The following is a 19753-nucleotide window of genomic DNA, read 5'->3' as shown; positions in this document are numbered from 1 at the left end:
CATGCACCTCAACCCTTTGTCAATTGTTGGACTTTTTCGATGATATAGGTTTGTTGTTCTTCCGTTAAGTGAGGGGACATCGGCAAGGCCAAGGAGCGTTCGCATACTTTCTCCGCTACCTTGAAATCCCCTCGCTTATATCCGAGATAGGCAAGCGCCTTTTGGAGATGCAGTGGGCAAGGATAGTAGTGTCCTGTGGAAATACCGGCCTGCTGTAATTGAGCCGCAATATGATCGCGACGATCGCATTCAACAGCAAATAAATGAAACACGTGATCAACATGGGCATCGACGGTTGGAACGGAGAGTGCGGTATGTTTAAGCTGCTCCGCATAGATTGAGGCTTTCTGCTTACGTTTGGCATTCCATTCCTGCAGCTTGCTTAGTTTCACCCGAAGGATCGCGGCTTGCAAGGAATCCAATCTGCTGTTATAGCCGACTACATCATGGTAATATTTGCGTTTGCTTCCGTGGTGACCGAGAAGCTTAATCCGGTCTGCCATTTCCTCGTCATTGGTAACGACAATGCCGCCGTCACCGTAGCCTCCTAAATTTTTCGTAGGAAAAAAGGAGATGCAACCGACATGGCCAAGAGCGCCGATCGGTTTATTTTTGTATCCGGCCCCCAATGCTTGGCAAGCATCCTCGATAATCGCAATATTGTACCGTTTAGCCATATCGTTAAAAGCATCCATGTCTGCCGGTTGGCCGAAAATATGAACCGGGATGATCGCTTTCGTTTTTGAGGTAATTTTCTTTTCTGTCTCCTCGGGAGACAGGTTATAGGTTCGCTCGTCGATATCGGCGAAAACGGGAATGGCGCCTCGGCGTGCGATGGCCTCAGCCGATGCAAAAAACGTGTAAGGCGTTGTGATGACCTCATCGCCAGGTCCAACCCCGCATGCCTCCAAAGCCAAGATTAACGCGTCCGTGCCATTCGCCGTGGAAACCGCATATTGAGACTGCGTAAGGGATGCGATGTCTTTCTCCAAAGCCTCCACTTCAGGCCCCCCGATATAACCCCCGCTATCGAATACCCGCTCTGTCGCTTCTAAGATATCCTTCTTCAGCTCCAAGTATTGGGCATGCAAATCGATTAAAGGAATAATCAACGCATTTCCCCTCCTTAACTTTTTAGCGCCATATTTTTCATGTCAAAATCATCGAGCGGCAGTTGAACGGATTTCCCTTCCATTATGGACTTGTAAATTGCTAGAATGACTTCCAAGGAATCTAGCGATGTTTCTACTGATACTAAGGGTGGGGTTCCAGTCCTAATCGCTTGTATAAGATCTTCATATAACGGAGTATGAGATATTTCATCCGTGTGTACAAATACACTTTCATCCTCCGTCTGTTCATTTGCAAAACTCCAGTGTTTTAATTCATTTAATCTTACGCCTTCGAGTGAAACCGATCCTCTCTCACCGAATATACTAAGTGAGGTTAGGAGGCTTTTGGGATAGACACAGGATGAGGCTTCAACAATACCGGTAGCACCGTTTGCGAATTTCAATACGGCGACTCCCATATTTTCAATGTGCAAGGGTTGCATGAACGTGCCGGCCTCTCCGAATACCGATACAACAGGTCCCATTAGCCATTGGAGAAGATCGATGTAATGAATACATTGATTCATGAACAATCCGCCCCCTGTAACCCATGAATCCCGCCACGGACTTGCGTAATAATAATCCATATCCCGGTTCCAGCGCATCGAAACGACACCGTGAATCAAACTACCGAAGCGCCCTTCGTCGACGGCCTTTTTTATCGCTTGCGTTTGTGACAAATATCTGGTTTGCAACGAAACAGCAAGAATAAGGCCACGATGCTTCGCCTCTGCCGCTGCTGTTCGGGCATCTTGAATTGATAAGGCGAGCGGTTTCTCGACAAGAACATGTTTACCCGCTTGAAGAGCCGCAATGGCAAGGCTTGCATGAGTATGACTGCTGGTTGTAATGGCTATCAGGTCAACATCATTTCTGCTCATGCACTCTTCAATGGTCGTATAAAGTCGTAGATTCGGATAATGCGGCCTGCATACATCTTCAGCAAAACGTTCTAATCGATGTTTATCAATATCGCACAGAGCTACCAATTCCACATCTTCCCCTATTTCCAATAAGGACCGCACATGCTTTTGTGCAATAAAGCCGCAGCCTATTATCGCGACTCTTAAAGGCTGCATAAAGTCCCCCCTTTCAGTTAAGCAAGTCTCTCTGAATTTATTTCATGTACATAATAGTATATGAGAGAACGTTGAGGCTGGTATGGACAATGTATTGATATTTGCAAATTAGTAAAAACATCCCCCAGCTGTCATCTCACATATAAGTAGAAACCTCACAAAAGAAAAAAAGGACCGCACTCGGCAGTCCTTTGCTTCATTTATCACTCCCAATTGCCCGTTTAAAACAATCGATTACAAAACTCTGATCTTCTTGCGTTAAGTTTGATCCCGACGGCAAACAAATTCCATTTTTGAACAAAGCATCTGAAATACTGCTATCACCGTGTATGAAATAAGGATATTGTTTGAATAATGGTTGCAAATGCATCGGCTTCCAAACGGGGCGCGCCTCAATATTGTATAAAGCAAGTTCGTCGATGACTTGATTAGCTGATACTCCAACCTTCGTTGGGTCTATGGTTAAAGCAGTAAGCCAACGAGTACAACGACCGTAGGACGCTTCAGGTATAAATTGAATTCCGTCAAGATGTCCCAACTCTGAATCATAACGTTCGAAAACAGCACGCCGTGCGGTGACGCGTTCGTCCAACACCTGCAATTGAGCCCTTCCGATTGCCGCTAATATATTGCTTAATCGATAGTTGTAACCCATTTCAATATGTTCATAATGTCGAGCTGGATCACGGGCTTGCGTAGCCCAGAACCGTGCCTTCTCCAACGCATCGAGATCATCCGATACCAAGATGCCGCCGCCTGAGGTTGTAATCATTTTGTTCCCGTTAAAAGAGTAGATCCCAAATTTCCCTAAAGTTCCGCTTGCCTTATGACGGTAATTGGCACCTAAGGACTCAGCTGCATCTTCAATCACCGGTACGTTATATTCGTTACAGATTGCTAACAATGAATCCATATCAGCATTTTGGCCATAGAGGTTTACAACAATAACAGCCTTAGGAAGTTTTCCCATACTATTAGCGTGGATCAAAGCTTTCTTTAACGCAGCGGGTGACATGTTCCAAGACAAAGGTTCAGAATCAATAAAAACGGGATCAGCATCTTGATATAAAATGGGGTTCGCGCTGGCAACAAAAGTTAAAGTTGAACAAAAAACTGTATCGCCTTTACCGACCCCCAGCAGCTTCAAAGATAAATGAATCGCCGCTGTTCCTGAACACATGGCTACTGCTCCCGCACACTTAACATAATTAGCAATTTCCTTTTCAAAGGCATCCACATGAGGACCTAACGGAGCAATCCAATTCGATTGAAATGCGTCATCTACAAATTGTTGTTCTTTACCGCTCATGTGGGGAGAAGAAAGATAAATCCGCTTTACCTGTTTAGTCATTTTCCCCATCTCCCATGGCAATTATTTTTTCTACCTTTAGTAACGATATATGCAGGAAGCTCATTCTCTGATTGCGCGTTTGAAACAAAACCTTTGCCAAGCTATGGACGCAAGCCGTGTCCGTTTACATCCACTCCCATACAATACTTTGAAGTCCTCTAAGTTTATAGGAAGGATGCAGGTTAAACGATGAATAAAAAGTTAAAGCCAATAAAAAAATCGTCTTACCCTATTAAGAAAAAGAAAAAAAAACAATCTCCAAAAAAGAGAAAGTTTTTAAAAAAGAAGTCGGATTTAAAAAAAAAAATAAATAAGAGACCATTTATGAAAAAAAAGAAAGCAAAACCAAAGAAAGCAAATCCAAAGAATAAAATCATCAGTCGGATCATTAAGTTAAAGCCTCTTCGTTTCAATATACCTCCTCCTAATTTAGATACTATACTTATTGAACCCGCGCCTGATCATATGGAGTCCGCCCTAAAGCTGGGGAGGATATTGCATACTCCGACGAACCCAGCCGGACAAATGAGTACACAAGCTACCTCTCTTCGAAAACTTGGGGTTCCCGTGTCATTTTGTAGCTATAGAAAACAAGGTCGCTTTTCATATCCCGAAGGCCTGCCTTCGCCCATTGAAAAACTTTCCAAATCCCTTCATGAATATGCAAAGATTGATTTTGCTATAAAAAGTTCAAAAATATATAAAATACTGCATTTTCATGGCGGAGAAACATTCACCAAATACAAATACACGGACTTGCCGTATCTGAGTCAAGCGAAAAATAAAATCGTTATGTCCTTTTGGGGATCCGAAGTTAGAAAAACTTCAATCGCCAATCTCATGAATCCCTATGCAAGAGTAAAGCTTACCGACGAAAACGAGATTCATCGAAGGTTAAATGTCTTATCGCAATACGTTGATGCCGTCATTGTCCCTGACCATGAGCTGTATGAATACGTTAGAGGTTATTTCAAAAAAGTATTTCTTGTTCGAGCTGTGGTGGACCATAGAAAATTCAGTCCTCTTTATCCCGATGTAAACAACCAAAGACCGCTTGTCGTGCATGCTCCAAGCAACCGTTTTATCAAAGGGACAGATCATATTGCCAGGGTTGTTCAGTCTTTGAAACAAAAAGTAGATTTCGACTACGTTCAAGTTGAGAACACGACTAATGCAAACGTCCTTAAATGGATACAAAAAGCGGATTTATTGATCGACCAACTTCATTTAGGGATATACGGTACCGTGGCCATAGAAGCTATGTTATTCGGTAAGCCCGTTATTTCACATATTAGGGAAGACCTTCTCACTAAGTATCCGGCTAATATGCCAGTTGTCCCTGCTAACCCTCAAACGTTTGAAAAAGTGCTTCATAATTTGATAACGAATCCCGAGCTACGACATGAACTTGGTATTAGAGGTCGGGCCTACGCTTCCGAGCACCATGACCCCATGAAGATAGCCCGACAGCTGATAACCGTGTATAAGAGTCTTGGGGATTAACTACAGAAAAATTATCCTTGTTTTTCAATAATTTTGGCTGGCACCCCAACAGCCGTAACTTTTGAAGGAACATCCTTTACTACTGCCGCGCCTGCTCCTATAATTGCTCTTTCGCCGATTCTAATGGAAGGTATGACTACACAACCTATACCAAGATGCGCCCCTTTCTTTACGGTAACTCCGCCAGCAAGATGAACACCAGGCGATAAATGAACGAAGTCTTCAATGATGCAGTCGTGATCGACTGAGGATGAAGTGTTAACAATGGAATGGCTTCCAATCATCGAATTGGCATTAATAGCAGATCCCGGCATCACCAAAGTACCTTCCTTAATCACAGCAGAAGGACTTGTGATTGCCGAAGGATCTATTAATGTTGCATATCTAATCGAAAGCGAATTAAATTGTTTAACAATTTCTTCCCTAATTTTGTTGTTTCCGATCGCAATAAACACCTCATGAATGTGACAATCTACTCTATTTATAAAGTCATTGAGAGAACAAAGATACGATGGATTCCCTTCGTGGGAATTATCATCCACATATCCAATAATGTTGTACCCTTGTCTCAAGGCAACATCAGCTGCAACTTTACTATGCCCACCCATTCCAATGATGATCAGGCTTTTCATAGATATACCTCCTCTTGAAGTTTTCCTTTACAATATGCAACCAGAAAGCTTAAGACATCTTGTCCCATCCAAATAATGATCATGATTTAGCAGAGAGGTTCAAAAATCAATAAATGTGGGGGTTCTATATGAATCCCCACATTTTTTAATTATAAACCGTTATAAATCGTAATTAACTGTCGGGCGATTTTCTCAGGATCGTGATGGTCAACTGCATAGACTCGCCCTTTCATTCCCAATTCATGGCGTCGTTTAGGATCTAAGATGAGGTTGTGCAGCACCTGTTCAATTGTGTTTGGGTTCGCATTCACTACCGGCAAACCTGGAGGATACTTACTTACTAAATCGTCTCTGACATAACAGATGACCGGTTTTCCCATTAACATACCCTCAATGGAAACCGTTCCATATATCCCTAACTTAAGCTGATCGACAATTATATCAGCTCTAGCCATCCATGCGAGAGCCTCTTCGTTTTTCATATTTTCTATTTGTACGTAATCAAAATCCACAATGCTTTTAAGACGATTGACTGCCTGCACAATTATGTCCGTTCCTTTAAGCGACGGATCACTTGGTGCATGAACGACCAATGGTCTTTTACATTGAATAACCGGATACCTGGGAACAAACTTTTTATGATCGACAGCTGCACGTACCAGGTATACTTTATCAAAGAATGTTTTTACGTACTCGTAAAGCTCGTGATCAGGCACAATAACCGCATCTGCAAAACGTGAAATAACGTTGAGTAACTGAAGTATTAACTTCTCATCGAGAACCTTGACCTTGACAAAGGGATTTTTCGCTCTAGCAATCGATAGTCTCCGAACTTCAGAACCCCAATAATTCATCACCACTTTTTTGTTCAACATTTTAAGGTAAGCCAAATCCGTATATGCATTAAGAGTAAACGTTTGGCCGCCATGAAAATGAAAAACATCATATTTATCTGCACAGTTTATGGCAAAATCCATCGTCAAGTCCCTATTAGATCGGGTATCTTTTAAAGGTGAGGGTATATCTGAAGGATATTGATAATTGGAATTGAAATAAGTGCAGAAAGAGGATTTCACACCTAATTTGCGTAAAGCAAGTACTTGCGTACTCATCTGTCCCGCAGGGTTATATGGCGCGTGAATGATACTCATTGATTTAGGGATTTTTTTATTAGTTACCGGCGTGGGTGTAATTAATGTACTCTGCAAGTTTGGATATGCGATGTTAAAGCGAATAGGTCTTAAAGGGAGTGGTGCAGGCGGGTTTTTCACTTTGGCCACTGGACTATTATTTTCTCTCGTTCTCAGTCTTGAGTTATTATTTCTTTTGTTACTTATTTTTCTAGTCCCTTGTCTCTTAATTTCTTTTCTCTTAATTACTTTTCTTTTGCTCCCTACTCTTTTGCTTCTTCCTCTTTTACTGCTTATTTTATTGTTCCTAATTTTTTTTCTTTTTAGTATCTTACGACCCTTTTTTATAATTCTTGGTCTTTTGCGGCCTACTCTTCTTTTTATTCCTGATTTTTTTCCTAACCGTTTCTTTTCCCATTTAAGTTTACTACGTTTTAGTTGTTTTGTTCTGTGCGCTTTAGTTTTCAATTTTCTTGTTATCATAGTTGCACCTTGCAGAGATTTTCATATAGTTGTACCATTCTATTTTCCATATGCTCCCATGAATAGGTTTCCACCATGATCCTGCGAGCATTTTTGCTCATTTCCACTAACTTTCTTCGGTGCGTTTGCAGGTACAAAATAGCTTTCTCGTAATCTTCAGCAGAAGGATTCTCGCCATCGACAACAAGTCCGCATTGGTTGTACCGAACAAAGTTAGCCATTTCAGAACAGTTATTCACAAGTATCGGAATACCACTATTGAGAAAACTGAAAAATTTATTAGGTAACGCAACTCGATAGTTTAAGGGGTGAACAGGTGTATTCATGTCAAAGTCAATCCAACCGATGTCAACGTCTTTCAGATGTTGTGGAATCCGCTCGAATTTAACCCATCCGCATTGTATAATGTAGTTTTTCATGCTATCGGGAAAGTCGATCTTCGAGCCCCTGACTCCACCGAGGATCTTAAATTTAAAATCCATATGCTTTCTGCACAGCTCCGTAATTTTGAGCATCTTATCTTTATTTGCCTTTTCCTTCGTCATCCAACCGATGAATCCCGCAACGAGACCTTTGCTCGTATATTTTTTGGGTTCAAAATCGTTGTCTAAATGCGGTGAATTATATATAACCTCAACTGGTAACAAAGGGAATGCTCGTTTATACCAATCTTTCATCGAATCGGATACCGTGATTACACTATCGGTTTCTTTAATCATTTGCTTGAACAACGATACATACTGTTCTGAACCTTCTGTAATCTCGTGACTGTCGTATATTAGTTTAACGGATTTGCCATACATAGATTTGAGTGTACGCTTAATTCCGATACCAGAGTATAAGGAGAAAACCTCGTGCACATGATATATATCAGCCTTTTCAGCTAAACCCGCTAAATAAAGTGGATCCTTGAATGCCTTGAAATTACCGGAATGGACTGCATTTTTCATATAATCGAAGGAAGGTACGACTGGCTGATAGGTTACAATTTTTATTCCTTCATATACGAATTTTTTTTCAAGGAATTTATTGGTATAAGAAGTACCCTCGATGTCGTATAAAAAACCCTTCTTGTTGCGGGGAACGACTAACGTAACATCGTAACCTGCTTTCAGTAAGCTCTTAGCTTCTTTTTTGAATATACGGGCGTCAACAAATGGATGCTGAATAACTAGCATACATACTTTCACTTTGCCATGTAGATTAGAGGGGGCTAGTAAATTAGAATCCATCACCGTTATATTCTCACTTTGTTTTTTTTGTATACTTTTTGGTTTCACGTATTTTATTTTTCTTGTTTTTCGTATTTTATTTTGTCTTGTTCTTGTCCTCGTCCTTGCTTTTCTTACTTTTAATTTGGAATTGTTTATTTTTCTTTTCATTTTTCTCTTCGTTTTTATTTTTATTTTTTTCCTTAGTTTAATTCTCCCTTTTCTTTTTAAAACTTGTACACGCAAACCTCGTCTTTTTTTGAAAGCCATCGCGTTTCCCGCCTTTCCTTGATTAATTCCTAAACCCAAGCTAGCTCCTAGCCACATGGAAATGCATTTCAGAATTTATTAGATTTCATTCAATACTTTAGCTAACTTGCCAGTTAACAATTTGCGGTCATATTTCTCTATTTCTTCTAAACAAGGGTTGAATTTCAATGATTTGTTCTTCCAGCTTCTCAAGTACAAAGCTAACGTTTTTATTCCTTCAGCAGGGTTATTGGAATCGACCACTATACCCGTCCGGGTAGCCCTGATAATATGGGCAACCTCACTGTTCGGAGGAATAAGAGCAAATATAGGTTTTTTTAAATTTATATATTCAAATAATTTACTGGGAATCGTCTGTGCCCCTTCTTTGGGGTCGATAAATAACAAGAGTAGGTCAGCAGAGCCTGTACGTTCAAGCGCTTCATGATGATTCATGTACCCTGCATTTCTTATTTGAAAAATCCTTTTTTTCACGGGAAGCGTTAGGCTGCTGCCGACCATTAATAGCTCAAAGTCTTTTGGCATCAATCGCCTGTTACTAACAGCCATCACGATTTCTTCAAAAAAACGATCCGCCAAAGATTTTCTTAATCCATATAAAGCCCCCATATACGTGAGTGTAAACCTGTTGTTTTCTTTAGAGACGCTTTTATTTGGAAAATCAAGAGGATCAAATCCCTCATGGATCGTATGAAACTTTTTCTTCGATGAAGTGCCGGATAATCGAAATAGAATGTCCGACATTTTTTCACCCCCTGAAACAACAGCATCTGCCTGTTTTAATACGAGTTGTTCGAGTTTAGCATTATAATTCATCTGTTTACTTGGATAAAGACCTTGAATATACGGATTTGTTGTCCACTCATCTCTAAAATCTGCTATCCATGGTTTTTTAGTCATTCGTTTCAATGTAAGTCCAATTAAGTGCGATAGATTAGGAGATGCTGTGGTGAATATAACATCAATATTTTGTTCCTCTATTATACGAACCCCTTCTATAATGGCCTCGGTAAACCATCCCGACCTAAAGTCATTCGGATGGATAACCGGTCTTGGTACCTTCTCAGAGGAAGGAGTATTAATTACTTTACAATTTGGAGGAATCTCCTTTAGAAGCGTGGAATCAAAACGCCGATATTCAGAATGCTTAGGGGAAAGAACCCAAGGCAGCCATCCATATTGAGGTAAATACTTAGCGAACTTAAGACTCCTTTGATCTACTGAAGGGGGGAAAAAGTAACTTATCAATAAAATCTTTTTCATCCAACAACTCCTTTCAATTAAACAGAACTAAATATCCAAAATTGGAATTTATGTCTTTGAATGATTGTTACCGAGACTTGAAATTGTATTTTTTTTCATCCACCTAATATTCATAGTATGCGGAAGGATTTATATGGAAACGGCAAATACCTTATATCACCTATTTTTATAAAAACTACTGAATAAGTCTAAGCGGTTTTTTTCGACAAGAATATACTATATTGAATAGCCAAAATAAGTAAGAATAGTTTTAGGAGGACTGCACAATGTTTAATAGTCGTACAATACTAATTACCGGTGGGACAGGGTCTTGGGGCCAGGAACTTACTCGCGTGCTGTTATCTTATAATCCAAGAGAGATACGAATCTTCTCCCGCAGTGAATTTAGTCAGGTTCAAATGCAGAGAGATTTTAATAATCATCCCTCTATCAAATTTATTATCGGAGATGTAAGAGATTATGACGCTGTACTAAATGCCTGTAAAGGCGTTGACTATGTGTATCATTTAGCTGCCCTAAAGCATGTTCCGATATGTGAATTACAACCGGACGAAGCACTAAAAACAAATGTTCTTGGTACAGAGAACGTGATTCGAGCCAGCATTCAACAGGATGTAAAAAAAGTGATGGATGTTTCAACCGATAAGGCTGTCGATGCGGCCAACTTTTATGGATTGACTAAAGTTTACGGTGAAAGATTAATGATACGCGCGAATGAGTTAAGTGAAACCACTCGATTCGTTTGTATACGTGGCGGAAATGTTCTTGGTACTCGAGGTAGCGTAGTACCCTTCTTCAAACAGCTTATTCTGGAAAACAAAGAAATTCCGTTAACTTCCACTGAAATGACTCGTTTTTTTCTAACCATCACAGAAGCCATTACTTTATTAATAAAAGCATCCCATGATGCGGTCGGCGGAGAAATCTTTGTAATGAAAATGAAAGCTTGTCGTATTCTAGATTTGACAAATGTACTTTGTAAGAATATCACTAAAAATTCGATTCAAATTGTGGAAAAAGGGATTCGTCCCGGTGAGAAGCTCCATGAGGATCTTATATCCCGTTATGAAACTGAAAGAACATATTATTATGGGGAAGATTATTATGTCATTCTTCCATCAACTCCATCCACTGCTCTATCTAACAAATACAATCAATTGCCAAAGGTTAGTTTTAGCAGCTATTCATCCGACTCTAGTTTATTGTCTGAAGCAGAAATTGAAGAAATGTTAAAATCAGGCGGTTTCTGCTAATAACGTTTTCAACATGGTTCTCGGGAGGAGTTGAAGGAAACAAGGTGAAGAAAATCTTGATAACGGGAGCAAACGGTTTTATTGGTAAAAATCTAGCTGCAACACTTGAGATTCAGGGATATCAACTTTATAAACTACATTCTAATCATACGATACAGCATTTGAGAGAATATGCTTCAAAGGTGGATTTTGTTTTTCATCTTGCCGGTGTTAACCGTCCAAAGAACCCGACAGATTTTAAAACCGGAAACACAGATTTCACGGAACAATTAATTCAGATTCTTAATGAAACTGGTCGTAAAACACCGTTACTAATTTCTTCTTCGACTCAAGCAGGTCTTGCTAGCTCCTATGGAATTAGCAAGAAGGGGGCTGAGGAAGCTGTAGAGAAATACGGTAGGGAATCTGGAGCGAGGGTTTATGTTTATCGTTTGCCAAATGTGTTTGGGAAGTGGTGCAGGCCGAATTACAATTCGGTTATTGCCACTTGGTGTTATAACATTTCTCGTAATCTGCCCATTACAATAAATAATCCTGACAGCCAGTTAAGCCTTGTTTATATAGACGATGTTGTTCAAGAGTTTATAAATGCCTTGCATGGAAGACAGAATGAAGGCATATATGGTTATTGCGAGATTAAAAAACTATTTACTGTATCGCTAAAGGAACTGGCACAGAGATTACAATTCTTTAAAGATAGCAGGACGACGCTTACGATGACTAATCTAGCGGGTGATTTTGAACGGTATTTATATTCAACCTATGTATCCTATCTTCCTCAAGATGAGTTTGGGTATGATCTTGACATGAAACATGATAACCGCGGTTGGCTTGCTGAAGTTATAAAATCGGAAAATGCGGGGCAAATTTTTATATCCCGCACCAAACCGGGAATCACCCGCGGTAATCACTGGCATCATACTAAGGTTGAAAAATTTCTTGTCATTGTTGGTGAGGCAGTAATACGGCTTCGTCATATTCATAATGATCACATCATTGATTATAAGGTGTCTGGAGAAAACCTCATGGTGTTAGATATCCCCCCGGGATATACACATTCAATAGAAAACGTAGGAAAAACCGATGTAATTACACTTTTCTGGGCAAATGAGATATTTGATCCGGAAAGGGCGGACACTTATTTCCTGGAGGTTTAATACGTGGAAAAGTTAAAGGTAATGACAATTATAGGTACTCGCCCTGAGATCATTAGGCTATCGGAGTGCATTAAAGCATGTGATAAATACTTTGACCATATTTTGGTTCATACAGGACAAAACTGGGATTATACTTTAAACCAAGTATTCTTTGATGAGTTAGGGTTACGTAAACCCGATCATTATTTAAATGCGGTTGGAGATAATCTCGGCAAAACAATAGGAAATATTATAACAGAATCCTTTAATATTCTTGCAAAAGAAAAACCAGATGCTTTATTAATCTTAGGAGACACAAACTCGGCATTATGCGCAATCTCAGCAAAGAGACTTAAGGTGCCTATTTTTCATATGGAAGCGGGAAACAGATGTTTTGATCAGAATGTGCCAGAAGAAATAAATAGGAAAATAGTCGATCATATCTCAGATATTAACTTACCCTATACTGAACATAGTAGAAGGTATTTATTATCAGAAGGTATAAGAAAAGAGCATATATTTGTTACGGGATCCCCCATGACGGAAGTACTACGCAAAAATATAGATTACATTCACCAAAGCCAAGTATTAGATGAGCTTGGTCTTGAAGATGGCAGATATTTTTTGGTCTCAGCTCATAGAGAAGAAAACATTGATCATGATAAAATCTTCTTCTCACTAATGAATGCTCTTAACAAAATTGCTGACACCTATCAACTGCCAATTATTTATTCAACCCATCCCCGAAGCTGGAGAAAAATAGAAGAAACCGGTTTTAATTTCCATCCATTGATAAGAAAGCTTAAACCGTTTGGATTCTATGACTATAATAAACTGCAAATAAATTCATTCTGTACTTTATCAGATAGCGGCACTTTATCTGAGGAGTCAGCTATACTTGGGTTTCCAGGTGTATTAATAAGAACATCTACTGAACGACCAGAGGTATTAGATAAAGGAACGGTTGTGATTGGTGGCACTACTGAGAACGACATTGTACAATCTGTTAATTTATCACGTTCAATGTGGATCAACGGTGAAACATCTTTTGTTGCACCTGATTATATCGATGACAATGTCTCCGTAAAGATTGTTAAGATTATTCAGAGTTATGCGAAGATAGTTAATCATGTAATTTGGAATAAGTAGTGAAACGTACTCGCAGACTGTACGCACAAGCGAAGATGTTATCCATCATCACGCGTTAGCGTTCTATATCAATGATAAAGCAGCTAATTAAACGTTCTTCGTTCACAGACCACCGCTCTTCGATTGTATGAAGACAGTGGTCTTTATTCTTTATACCTCTGATCCAATAACCATTACAGATCTAACAAACTTCTCCTAAACTATCCGCCTCCTATTTTGCATTTTGCATTCACTTACCGAAAAATATCATAACAAAAAACAGCCCATTCTGCTTGCGAGGATGGGCTGCTTCTAGCTAATTGTAGGAATCTTTTCTGTCTCTTACATCGGTAACTTCAGGAAAGATATTAATTACCAGCGTCCCGCTCCGGTAGATGAGTTGCTTCGTTTCGTATTATGATATCAAGACACCGTTTCAATTGGGATTGATCTTGTTGACTAATTGCCAATTCAAGACGTTTCATGTCCAATAGCAAAAGTTCCCATTGAATCGGTTGTGGGGTAGCGATAAAAATATGCGGATGTGAGCTCGGCATACTCCGTTCCTCATTGTAAAAAAGTGCTTCCGCCAGCTTTTCTCCCGGCCTTACCCCCGTATACTCAATCTTGATGTCACGTTCAGGTACATATCCAGCCAACAGAATCAGTGACTTCGCCAAATCAGAAATTTTTACCGGTTCCCCCATGTCCAATACAAATACCTCTCCCCCTTTGGATAAAGCTCCAGCTTGCATAACAAGATGAACGGCCTCAGGAATAGTCATAAAATACCTGATCATATCCGGATGCGTGACCGTTACCGGCCCCCCCTTAGCAATTTGTTTCTTAAATATCGGAATAACGCTTCCGCGACTCTCCAATACATTACCAAATCGGACAATCGAAAATTTTGTCGTACCTTTCAATGAAAAATATTGAATCATCATTTCAGACACCCGTTTGGTCAAACCCATAATGTTAATGGGATTCACTGCTTTATCAGTAGAAATATATACAAAACGATCTACTCCGAATTTAATCGCACTCTCAGCCATATTAATTGTTCCGAACACATTATTTTTCACTGCGGATCCCGGGTTATGCTCCATTAAGGGGACATGTTTATGCGCTGCTGCATGAAAGACAACATGGGGCTGATACTGTTGAAATGCTAGTTCTACATCATCAAGATTTTGAATATCCCCAATAACACTTTCAACCGCCACATGTGGAAAACGTTCTCGTACATTCATTTCAATCTGATGAATGCTGTTTTCACCATGTCCGAACATAATCAAACGGCTCGGGTTAAATTGAGCGGTTTGGTAGACGAGTTCACCACCTATTGAGCCGCCTGCACCGGTAATTAGAATAATCTTGTCTTTTAAAAAATGCTCCATATTAGCCATAGAGCTGATTACCAAGTCTCTTCCCAGCAAATCTTTAACATCAATATCGCGTATTTCATCCGCAGAAATCTGGCCAAGGATCACATCATACATACGAGGTAATATTCTGATATTTGCCGTTGTTGCCTTGCAGATTTCTACGATTTCTTTTATTGTCTTCTTTGTGGCGGAGGGAATTGCGACAATTATGTCTGTTATTCCATACTCAGCCACGATCCGAGTGATAGCGGTTCTATCCCCCAAAACGGGTAATCCGTTTATTTCAAAGTACAGCTTCCTAGGGTCATCATCGATAAAGCCAAAAGGATATAATTCTTCTCTATCCGTTAAAATCAGCTGTTTTGAGACGATAGTTCCAGCATCGCCCGCTCCAATAATTAACGCTTTTCTATTCATTTTGGGTTGTGTCTTAAACTTGTATTTCCAGACTATTGCTTCAACTCTAAATAAACAAAGCATTAAAATAGCCATTGCGCCTAGAATAAGATATTCGGGAATCGGACGGGGGTTTATCATAAAAAGCTGATCGGTTACCGCATACAATATCGTCGACATAAGGATCGATTGAAATACTTTAACTATTTCCCTAATCCCTGTATATTGTCTTAAAGCTTTATACGATTTATTAACAGCAAGAATGACGTTACTAGATGCAATAAAGATGATACCAGACAGCAAGTTTATCGAGGACCAATCCATCTGAAGAATTTTTTCGTCAGTCAAGTAAACAGAAAATATTAAGCTCAAAGCTAATATGACACTATCTGCAATTGCCAAAAACATCAACTTAATTTTATAATTCATCACTCGCTCCCCCCTATTTAAAAGAAGCTAGAATTCGGGAAATTTTCTCCGATGGTGTTCCATCCCCATATTTGGTAAGAATCAGTTGGTGGAATAGGTATCACCATAAACTAACAGCAATTGAGGCTGTTCGATTTACGAAACAGACTCAATCGCTTTAATCATTCAACCTGTTTGATTGCCGTGCGTATCAGATCCAATGCCCAAATGGTATTTCGGTGTCGGAAGCTCTAACTGCTTAAAAAAGATGGCTGACCTGGTCATCATAATTCTGTCCGGTATGAACGATGATTTCTTCAACGCAGCTCTGAAATTACGGCCTAGCCCCAATAACCGTCACTATTTTCAAAGAACCCACCTCTGTTCTTCAATCAAAGTAGACAATCTCATTTTCAAGAATCACCTCCGCCTAGCCGCACGATCCTAGCTTTGCCCGTCATGTCTTTAGTCACATTCCGTGTGTCATATACAAGCAGCGCGTGTTCCAGTATGAAAGCCAGAGGCATCGATGAGTGATCGGTTGCGATGACGACGCAATCCATTTTCTTTACATTTTCTTCGGTCAGCTCTAAGCTGTCATATTTGTTATCGCCAAGCTGCAAGGAAGGTATATACGGATCATGATAAAATACGTCTGCTCCTTCAATCTCAAGCATATGCATGAGCTCAAGTGAAGCGGACTCGCGGTAATCAGCTATATCCCGTTTGTAGGCAGCCCCATAAATTAATATTCGTGAGCCCGTCAGCGACTTCTTTTCCAGATGTTGTTTAAGCTGCCGCGTGATATACAATGGCATCATATGGTTTACCGCATTCGAAATTTGAATAAAATCGGAATTAATGCCATATTGTTTTATTTTCCATAACAAATAAGAAGGATCGACCGGGATGCAATGACCGCCGATTCCCGGGCCTGGATAAAAGGCCTTGAAGCCGAACGGCTTACTGTTAGCTGCTTCGATAATCTCCCATAAATTCAATTGGAGAACATCGCAAATCATTGCCAATTCATTGATAAATGATATATTGATCAGTCTGTACGAGTTTTCCAATAGTTTCGTCATCTCGGCTGCGTCTGTTGAAGAAACGGGATGGACCTTGATAAACAGTTGCCCGTATAACTCTTCTACTCTGGCTAGGCAGTTAGGCGTAATTCCGCTGACTACTTTCGGAATGTTCTCAACCGGAAACGCCTCGTTCCCTGGATCCACCCGCTCTGGCGAATAGGCTACGAAGAAGTCTGAACCCGCCTGCAATCCCGTTTTATTCAAGACAGGCAGCAGCACTTCCCTGGTCGTTCCCGGATAAGTCGAGCTCTCCAAAATAACCAGCTGGCCTTTCTGCAATCTGCCGCCGATTTCCGCCGCGGCTTGCGTCAAATAACTCAAATCCGGCGTTCCATACGAGGTTAGCGGCGTGGGAACACAAATAACAATGGCTTCAGCAGCTTCCATAAAGCTGAACTGATCGGTCGGAGTGTACCTTGCGGAGGCTATGGCGTCCTGAATATCGCTGTCCGGAATCTCAGTGATATAGCTCTTTCCTTTGCGCAGCATTTCAATTTTTCTTCGATCCAAATCGATTCCGAGCACATGAAATCCCTTTTTTACAAAGAGAAGCGCTAACGGAAGCCCGACATAACCTTGGCCGATGATCGCCACTGTTCGCTGCTCTTTATTGGTTTGGGGTTTTAGATTATCACTCATATCCTATTTTCTCGCCTTCTTTCTAGTTTGTTACTAAGCTAAGATTAGTATATGAGGTGATGCATTAAGCGGTTTGGACGTTCTACTACTATTAAGTAGAGAAAGCGTGGAATTATATAGGGTTGGTTTGCCTTAGCGAGGTATCGTCTTGCAGAAAATAAATAGGCATCTACATGGTAGATGCCTTCATTAAAGCGTTATCAAACTCTGCGTTAACCGTTGCGGCGAATACGCTTTTTACGGATGGCGTGGACTCTTCTTCGCCTTGCTTTTGTTTTTCTGACCTGAATCTTCCGGCTCAGCTTTGGCGCGTTTTTCACCGGCGGGACAAGAATGGGCATTATGCCGGTGTCCGTATTTTCTTGCTCCATTCTGAAGTAGGCATTGGATAATGAAAAAGGGTTTTCAATTACCGGATTTTCATAATAATTTTTGAGAAAAATCCTTTTCGTTTCGTCCGTGATTGGCTCCCCGCTCGAGAAGTATCCGTAGCTCCACTGCGATAACCGCTGATGGCTCCGTTCCAGTTCTTTTACCTCGATAAGGTACCGGTTATATAATTCTTTGTATATTTCTCCCTTGCCTAGATCGATCCACGCGGCAGCCAGCTGAAACTGGGGCGAAAATTGAAGGCAGCGCAGTGGCTGCTCATTTATGACATAGAAGTCCTCGCGGATTTGGTCAATATTCCATCTCTCGATTAAATTTAAGGAAGTAATAGAATAACCGGCATGACGCAAGGAATATATTCCTTCAAAAAAATGATGCGAAATATCTAACCAATCTTGATCCGCAAACCGATTTTGCTCATGATCGTAATAGCCGTGATGAGCGCTAAGCTTTGAACGCCAAAGCAAGTATTTCTCAGCCTCAGCGTGTCTTTTCAACGCAACAAAACCTGAATAATGTATGCCGCTTTTTCGCACATCTTCCAAATGATCCGGATCCAACGTCTCGGGATAAATGAAATGGCCCGTAAGCACAACAGGATGATCCGTCAATACGGCGGGAAGCTCCTCCAAAGGACCATATAACATCATGTCTGCATCCAAATAAACCATTATTTCCTCAGCCGTGTATTTATCGTAAATATACTTCATCACCAGCGCTTTGCATGAACGGATGGCTTCTTGCACCGTATATTGAAAGAAAAATTTATGTGAATTGGAGATCGAAGATAGATCTTTCATTAATATGACTTCATCGAAACAAGGAAAACGGAGTGCCGATTCCGGAATTTTATCTTCTATGATCCCTACGACGACTTTGCTATCCGGCATATTTTGTTTGACCGATCTTGCCATGGCCATTGCATTCGGTAAATCGCCCGCGCTAGTAACCGTCCCTATTATCACGCTACTCCTCCCAATCTAATTAAAGGTATGTCTTATCCTATGAGGGCCTAATTTAATAGGAAACCCCTATTAAAGCCTATTTTGATTCTCTTAAATCTGTCACTCGATCAGATTTATGCGCAAAAAAACCGGTTCAATGAGCGAGTGCTCCTTAAACCGGTTTTCATCTGCTCTATGAATATATCAGTCGTATATCATACGTTTGTTTCGAGTGCTTGAGCCTTTTAATTTATCGTCGCCGGATAACGCCGGGAAAATTCGCTCCGCCATGGAATTAAATTCAGCAATAAAACCTTGGATGGGATGCCCGAGTTTCACATCGTTCATATACGCATTCATGCGTCCCACAAAATCCGGATTGGCAGAAACATACACATGCTCCACGCTTGGCTTCAAACGCTTGACCTCGTTTGCGATTTCATCTTTTATTTGATCGGTAAGCATATCTTGTCCCGTAGACAAGCTGCTCATTCGCCTGCTCATACGGGCGCCTTCTTTGCCCATGTAACCCGTATTTGTACGGCTCATCATTTTAGAGTCCCCCGTAGGCTCTTCCTCGTCCAGGGATACCGCAACATAGGCATTTTGATCGGTGAGCAAGACGTACGATACTTTAACCGCATCCATTTTCGTAATTTGTTCGGCGATTTTCTCGCTCATTTCCATCCGGTAATTTTTATGCGACCCGATCACGTTATTGCTGTTCAGCCTGCGGCCGTTTACTCGGTTCATTTCATTCATCTGATCGTCGGCAAAGCGCTTGTCCTTTAACAAATTACCGTTAGCATCATATCTTATGCTGTTTGAACGAATATTTTTATTGCCCAAATCCCCTTGATTTTCCGAACAGCCCGCTAGCATTGTGCCAAGCAGCACGCCTGCGGATATCGCAATAATTTTTTTGTGCATTTAGCCATCCTCCATTTCG

15 protein-coding genes are annotated in these 19753 nt (G+C 40.6%); 4 read left to right on the top strand and 11 right to left on the bottom strand.

Annotation, left to right across the window (positions count from 1 at the left end; all coding sequences use genetic code 11):
* Nucleotides 1-8 precede the first annotated feature (8 nt).
* The 3 genes from MRBLPE1_RS29355 to MRBLPE1_RS29345 form a co-directional block, all read right to left on the bottom strand.
* Nucleotides 9-1112, bottom strand: coding sequence for a DegT/DnrJ/EryC1/StrS family aminotransferase (locus tag MRBLPE1_RS29355; protein ID WP_364152927.1), 1104 nt, complete (start codon nt 1110-1112; stop codon nt 9-11).
* Nucleotides 1113-1126: 14 nt separating this feature from the next.
* Complete coding sequence (locus MRBLPE1_RS29350) at nt 1127-2191, bottom strand: Gfo/Idh/MocA family protein (RefSeq protein ID WP_364152924.1); 1065 nt, start codon at nt 2189-2191, stop codon at nt 1127-1129.
* A 196-nt stretch (nt 2192-2387) separates the two neighbouring features.
* Nucleotides 2388-3542 carry a DegT/DnrJ/EryC1/StrS family aminotransferase gene (locus MRBLPE1_RS29345; RefSeq protein WP_364152921.1) on the bottom strand — a complete coding sequence of 385 codons (1155 nt, stop codon included), beginning with the start codon at nt 3540-3542 and terminating at the stop codon, nt 2388-2390.
* Nucleotides 3543-3731: 189 nt separating this feature from the next.
* Here MRBLPE1_RS29345 and MRBLPE1_RS29340 point away from each other — a divergent pair, with 189 nt between their 5' ends.
* Nucleotides 3732-5045 carry a glycosyltransferase family 4 protein gene (locus MRBLPE1_RS29340; RefSeq protein ID WP_364152918.1) on the top strand — a complete coding sequence of 438 codons (1314 nt, stop codon included), beginning with the start codon at nt 3732-3734 and terminating at the stop codon, nt 5043-5045.
* A gap of 11 nt (nt 5046-5056) precedes the next feature.
* Here MRBLPE1_RS29340 and MRBLPE1_RS29335 read toward each other — a convergent pair whose 3' ends face one another.
* The 4 genes from MRBLPE1_RS29335 to MRBLPE1_RS29320 all read right to left on the bottom strand — a co-directional run bounded on the left by MRBLPE1_RS29335 (nt 5057) and on the right by MRBLPE1_RS29320 (nt 10034).
* The gene (locus MRBLPE1_RS29335) at nt 5057-5677 is read right to left on the bottom strand and encodes an acetyltransferase (protein WP_364152916.1); all 621 of its coding nucleotides are present in this window, start codon (nt 5675-5677) and stop codon (nt 5057-5059) included.
* Between the two features lie 149 nt (nt 5678-5826).
* The gene (locus MRBLPE1_RS29330) at nt 5827-7290 is read right to left on the bottom strand and encodes a glycosyltransferase family 4 protein (protein ID WP_364152914.1); all 1464 of its coding nucleotides are present in this window, start codon (nt 7288-7290) and stop codon (nt 5827-5829) included.
* Nucleotides 7287-8771, bottom strand: coding sequence for a glycosyltransferase (locus MRBLPE1_RS29325; protein ID WP_364152911.1), 1485 nt, complete (start codon nt 8769-8771; stop codon nt 7287-7289). Before MRBLPE1_RS29325 ends, MRBLPE1_RS29330 begins: the two co-directional genes overlap by 4 nt.
* A 78-nt stretch (nt 8772-8849) precedes the next feature.
* Complete coding sequence (locus tag MRBLPE1_RS29320; protein ID WP_364152909.1) at nt 8850-10034, bottom strand: hypothetical protein; 1185 nt, start codon at nt 10032-10034, stop codon at nt 8850-8852.
* A gap of 266 nt (nt 10035-10300) precedes the next feature.
* On the opposite strand from MRBLPE1_RS29320, the gene MRBLPE1_RS29315 reads away from it, so the two are divergent.
* The 3 genes from MRBLPE1_RS29315 to wecB are packed head-to-tail and all read left to right on the top strand — an operon-like array spanning nt 10301 to nt 13572.
* Nucleotides 10301-11287 carry a polysaccharide biosynthesis protein gene (locus MRBLPE1_RS29315; protein ID WP_364152906.1) on the top strand — a complete coding sequence of 329 codons (987 nt, stop codon included), beginning with the start codon at nt 10301-10303 and terminating at the stop codon, nt 11285-11287.
* A 44-nt stretch (nt 11288-11331) separates the two neighbouring features.
* Nucleotides 11332-12444 (top strand): NAD-dependent epimerase/dehydratase family protein, encoded by a 1113-nt coding sequence (locus MRBLPE1_RS29310; protein ID WP_364152903.1) that lies wholly within the window; start codon nt 11332-11334, stop codon nt 12442-12444.
* 3 nt (nt 12445-12447) lie between these two features.
* Nucleotides 12448-13572: a non-hydrolyzing UDP-N-acetylglucosamine 2-epimerase gene (gene wecB / locus MRBLPE1_RS29305; RefSeq protein WP_364152900.1), complete on the top strand. Its 1125-nt coding sequence runs from the start codon at nt 12448-12450 to the stop codon at nt 13570-13572.
* Nucleotides 13573-13919: 347 nt separating this feature from the next.
* On the opposite strand, the gene MRBLPE1_RS29300 is transcribed toward wecB, so the two are convergent.
* The 4 genes from MRBLPE1_RS29300 to MRBLPE1_RS29285 all read right to left on the bottom strand — a co-directional run bounded on the left by MRBLPE1_RS29300 (nt 13920) and on the right by MRBLPE1_RS29285 (nt 19734).
* The gene (locus tag MRBLPE1_RS29300; protein WP_364152897.1) at nt 13920-15764 is read right to left on the bottom strand and encodes a polysaccharide biosynthesis protein; all 1845 of its coding nucleotides are present in this window, start codon (nt 15762-15764) and stop codon (nt 13920-13922) included.
* A 392-nt stretch (nt 15765-16156) separates the two neighbouring features.
* Nucleotides 16157-17470 carry a nucleotide sugar dehydrogenase gene (locus tag MRBLPE1_RS29295; RefSeq protein WP_364152894.1) on the bottom strand — a complete coding sequence of 438 codons (1314 nt, stop codon included), beginning with the start codon at nt 17468-17470 and terminating at the stop codon, nt 16157-16159.
* Nucleotides 17471-17682: 212 nt separating this feature from the next.
* Nucleotides 17683-18825 carry a hypothetical protein gene (locus MRBLPE1_RS29290; RefSeq protein ID WP_364152891.1) on the bottom strand — a complete coding sequence of 381 codons (1143 nt, stop codon included), beginning with the start codon at nt 18823-18825 and terminating at the stop codon, nt 17683-17685.
* Between the two features lie 183 nt (nt 18826-19008).
* Nucleotides 19009-19734 (bottom strand): YhcN/YlaJ family sporulation lipoprotein, encoded by a 726-nt coding sequence (locus MRBLPE1_RS29285; RefSeq protein WP_364152888.1) that lies wholly within the window; start codon nt 19732-19734, stop codon nt 19009-19011.
* Nucleotides 19735-19753 lie beyond the last annotated feature (19 nt).

Source organism: Paenibacillus sp. LPE1-1-1.1 (genome assembly GCF_040676435.1).
In the GTDB taxonomy this organism is placed as follows: domain Bacteria; phylum Bacillota; class Bacilli; order Paenibacillales; family Paenibacillaceae; genus Pristimantibacillus.
Note: the sequence above shows the minus strand (reverse complement) of the source record. Positions and strands in the feature narration are given on the sequence as shown.

Excerpts from the sequence above, each read along its gene's own strand:
- MRBLPE1_RS29350 (WP_364152924.1), bottom strand. The coding sequence starts at position 2,191 with ATGCAGCCTTTAAGAGTCGCGATAATAGGCTGCGGCTTTATTGCACAA.
- MRBLPE1_RS29345 (WP_364152921.1), bottom strand. The coding sequence starts at position 3,542 with ATGACTAAACAGGTAAAGCGGATTTATCTTTCTTCTCCCCACATGAGC.
- MRBLPE1_RS29340 (WP_364152918.1), top strand. The coding sequence starts at position 3,732 with ATGAATAAAAAGTTAAAGCCAATAAAAAAATCGTCTTACCCTATTAAG.
- MRBLPE1_RS29335 (WP_364152916.1), bottom strand. The coding sequence starts at position 5,677 with ATGAAAAGCCTGATCATCATTGGAATGGGTGGGCATAGTAAAGTTGCA.
- MRBLPE1_RS29330 (WP_364152914.1), bottom strand. The coding sequence starts at position 7,290 with ATGATAACAAGAAAATTGAAAACTAAAGCGCACAGAACAAAACAACTA.
- MRBLPE1_RS29325 (WP_364152911.1), bottom strand. The coding sequence starts at position 8,771 with ATGGCTTTCAAAAAAAGACGAGGTTTGCGTGTACAAGTTTTAAAAAGA.
- MRBLPE1_RS29320 (WP_364152909.1), bottom strand. The coding sequence starts at position 10,034 with ATGAAAAAGATTTTATTGATAAGTTACTTTTTCCCCCCTTCAGTAGAT.
- MRBLPE1_RS29315 (WP_364152906.1), top strand. The coding sequence starts at position 10,301 with ATGTTTAATAGTCGTACAATACTAATTACCGGTGGGACAGGGTCTTGG.
- MRBLPE1_RS29300 (WP_364152897.1), bottom strand. The coding sequence starts at position 15,764 with ATGAATTATAAAATTAAGTTGATGTTTTTGGCAATTGCAGATAGTGTC.
- MRBLPE1_RS29295 (WP_364152894.1), bottom strand. The coding sequence starts at position 17,470 with ATGAGTGATAATCTAAAACCCCAAACCAATAAAGAGCAGCGAACAGTG.
- MRBLPE1_RS29285 (WP_364152888.1), bottom strand. The coding sequence starts at position 19,734 with ATGCACAAAAAAATTATTGCGATATCCGCAGGCGTGCTGCTTGGCACA.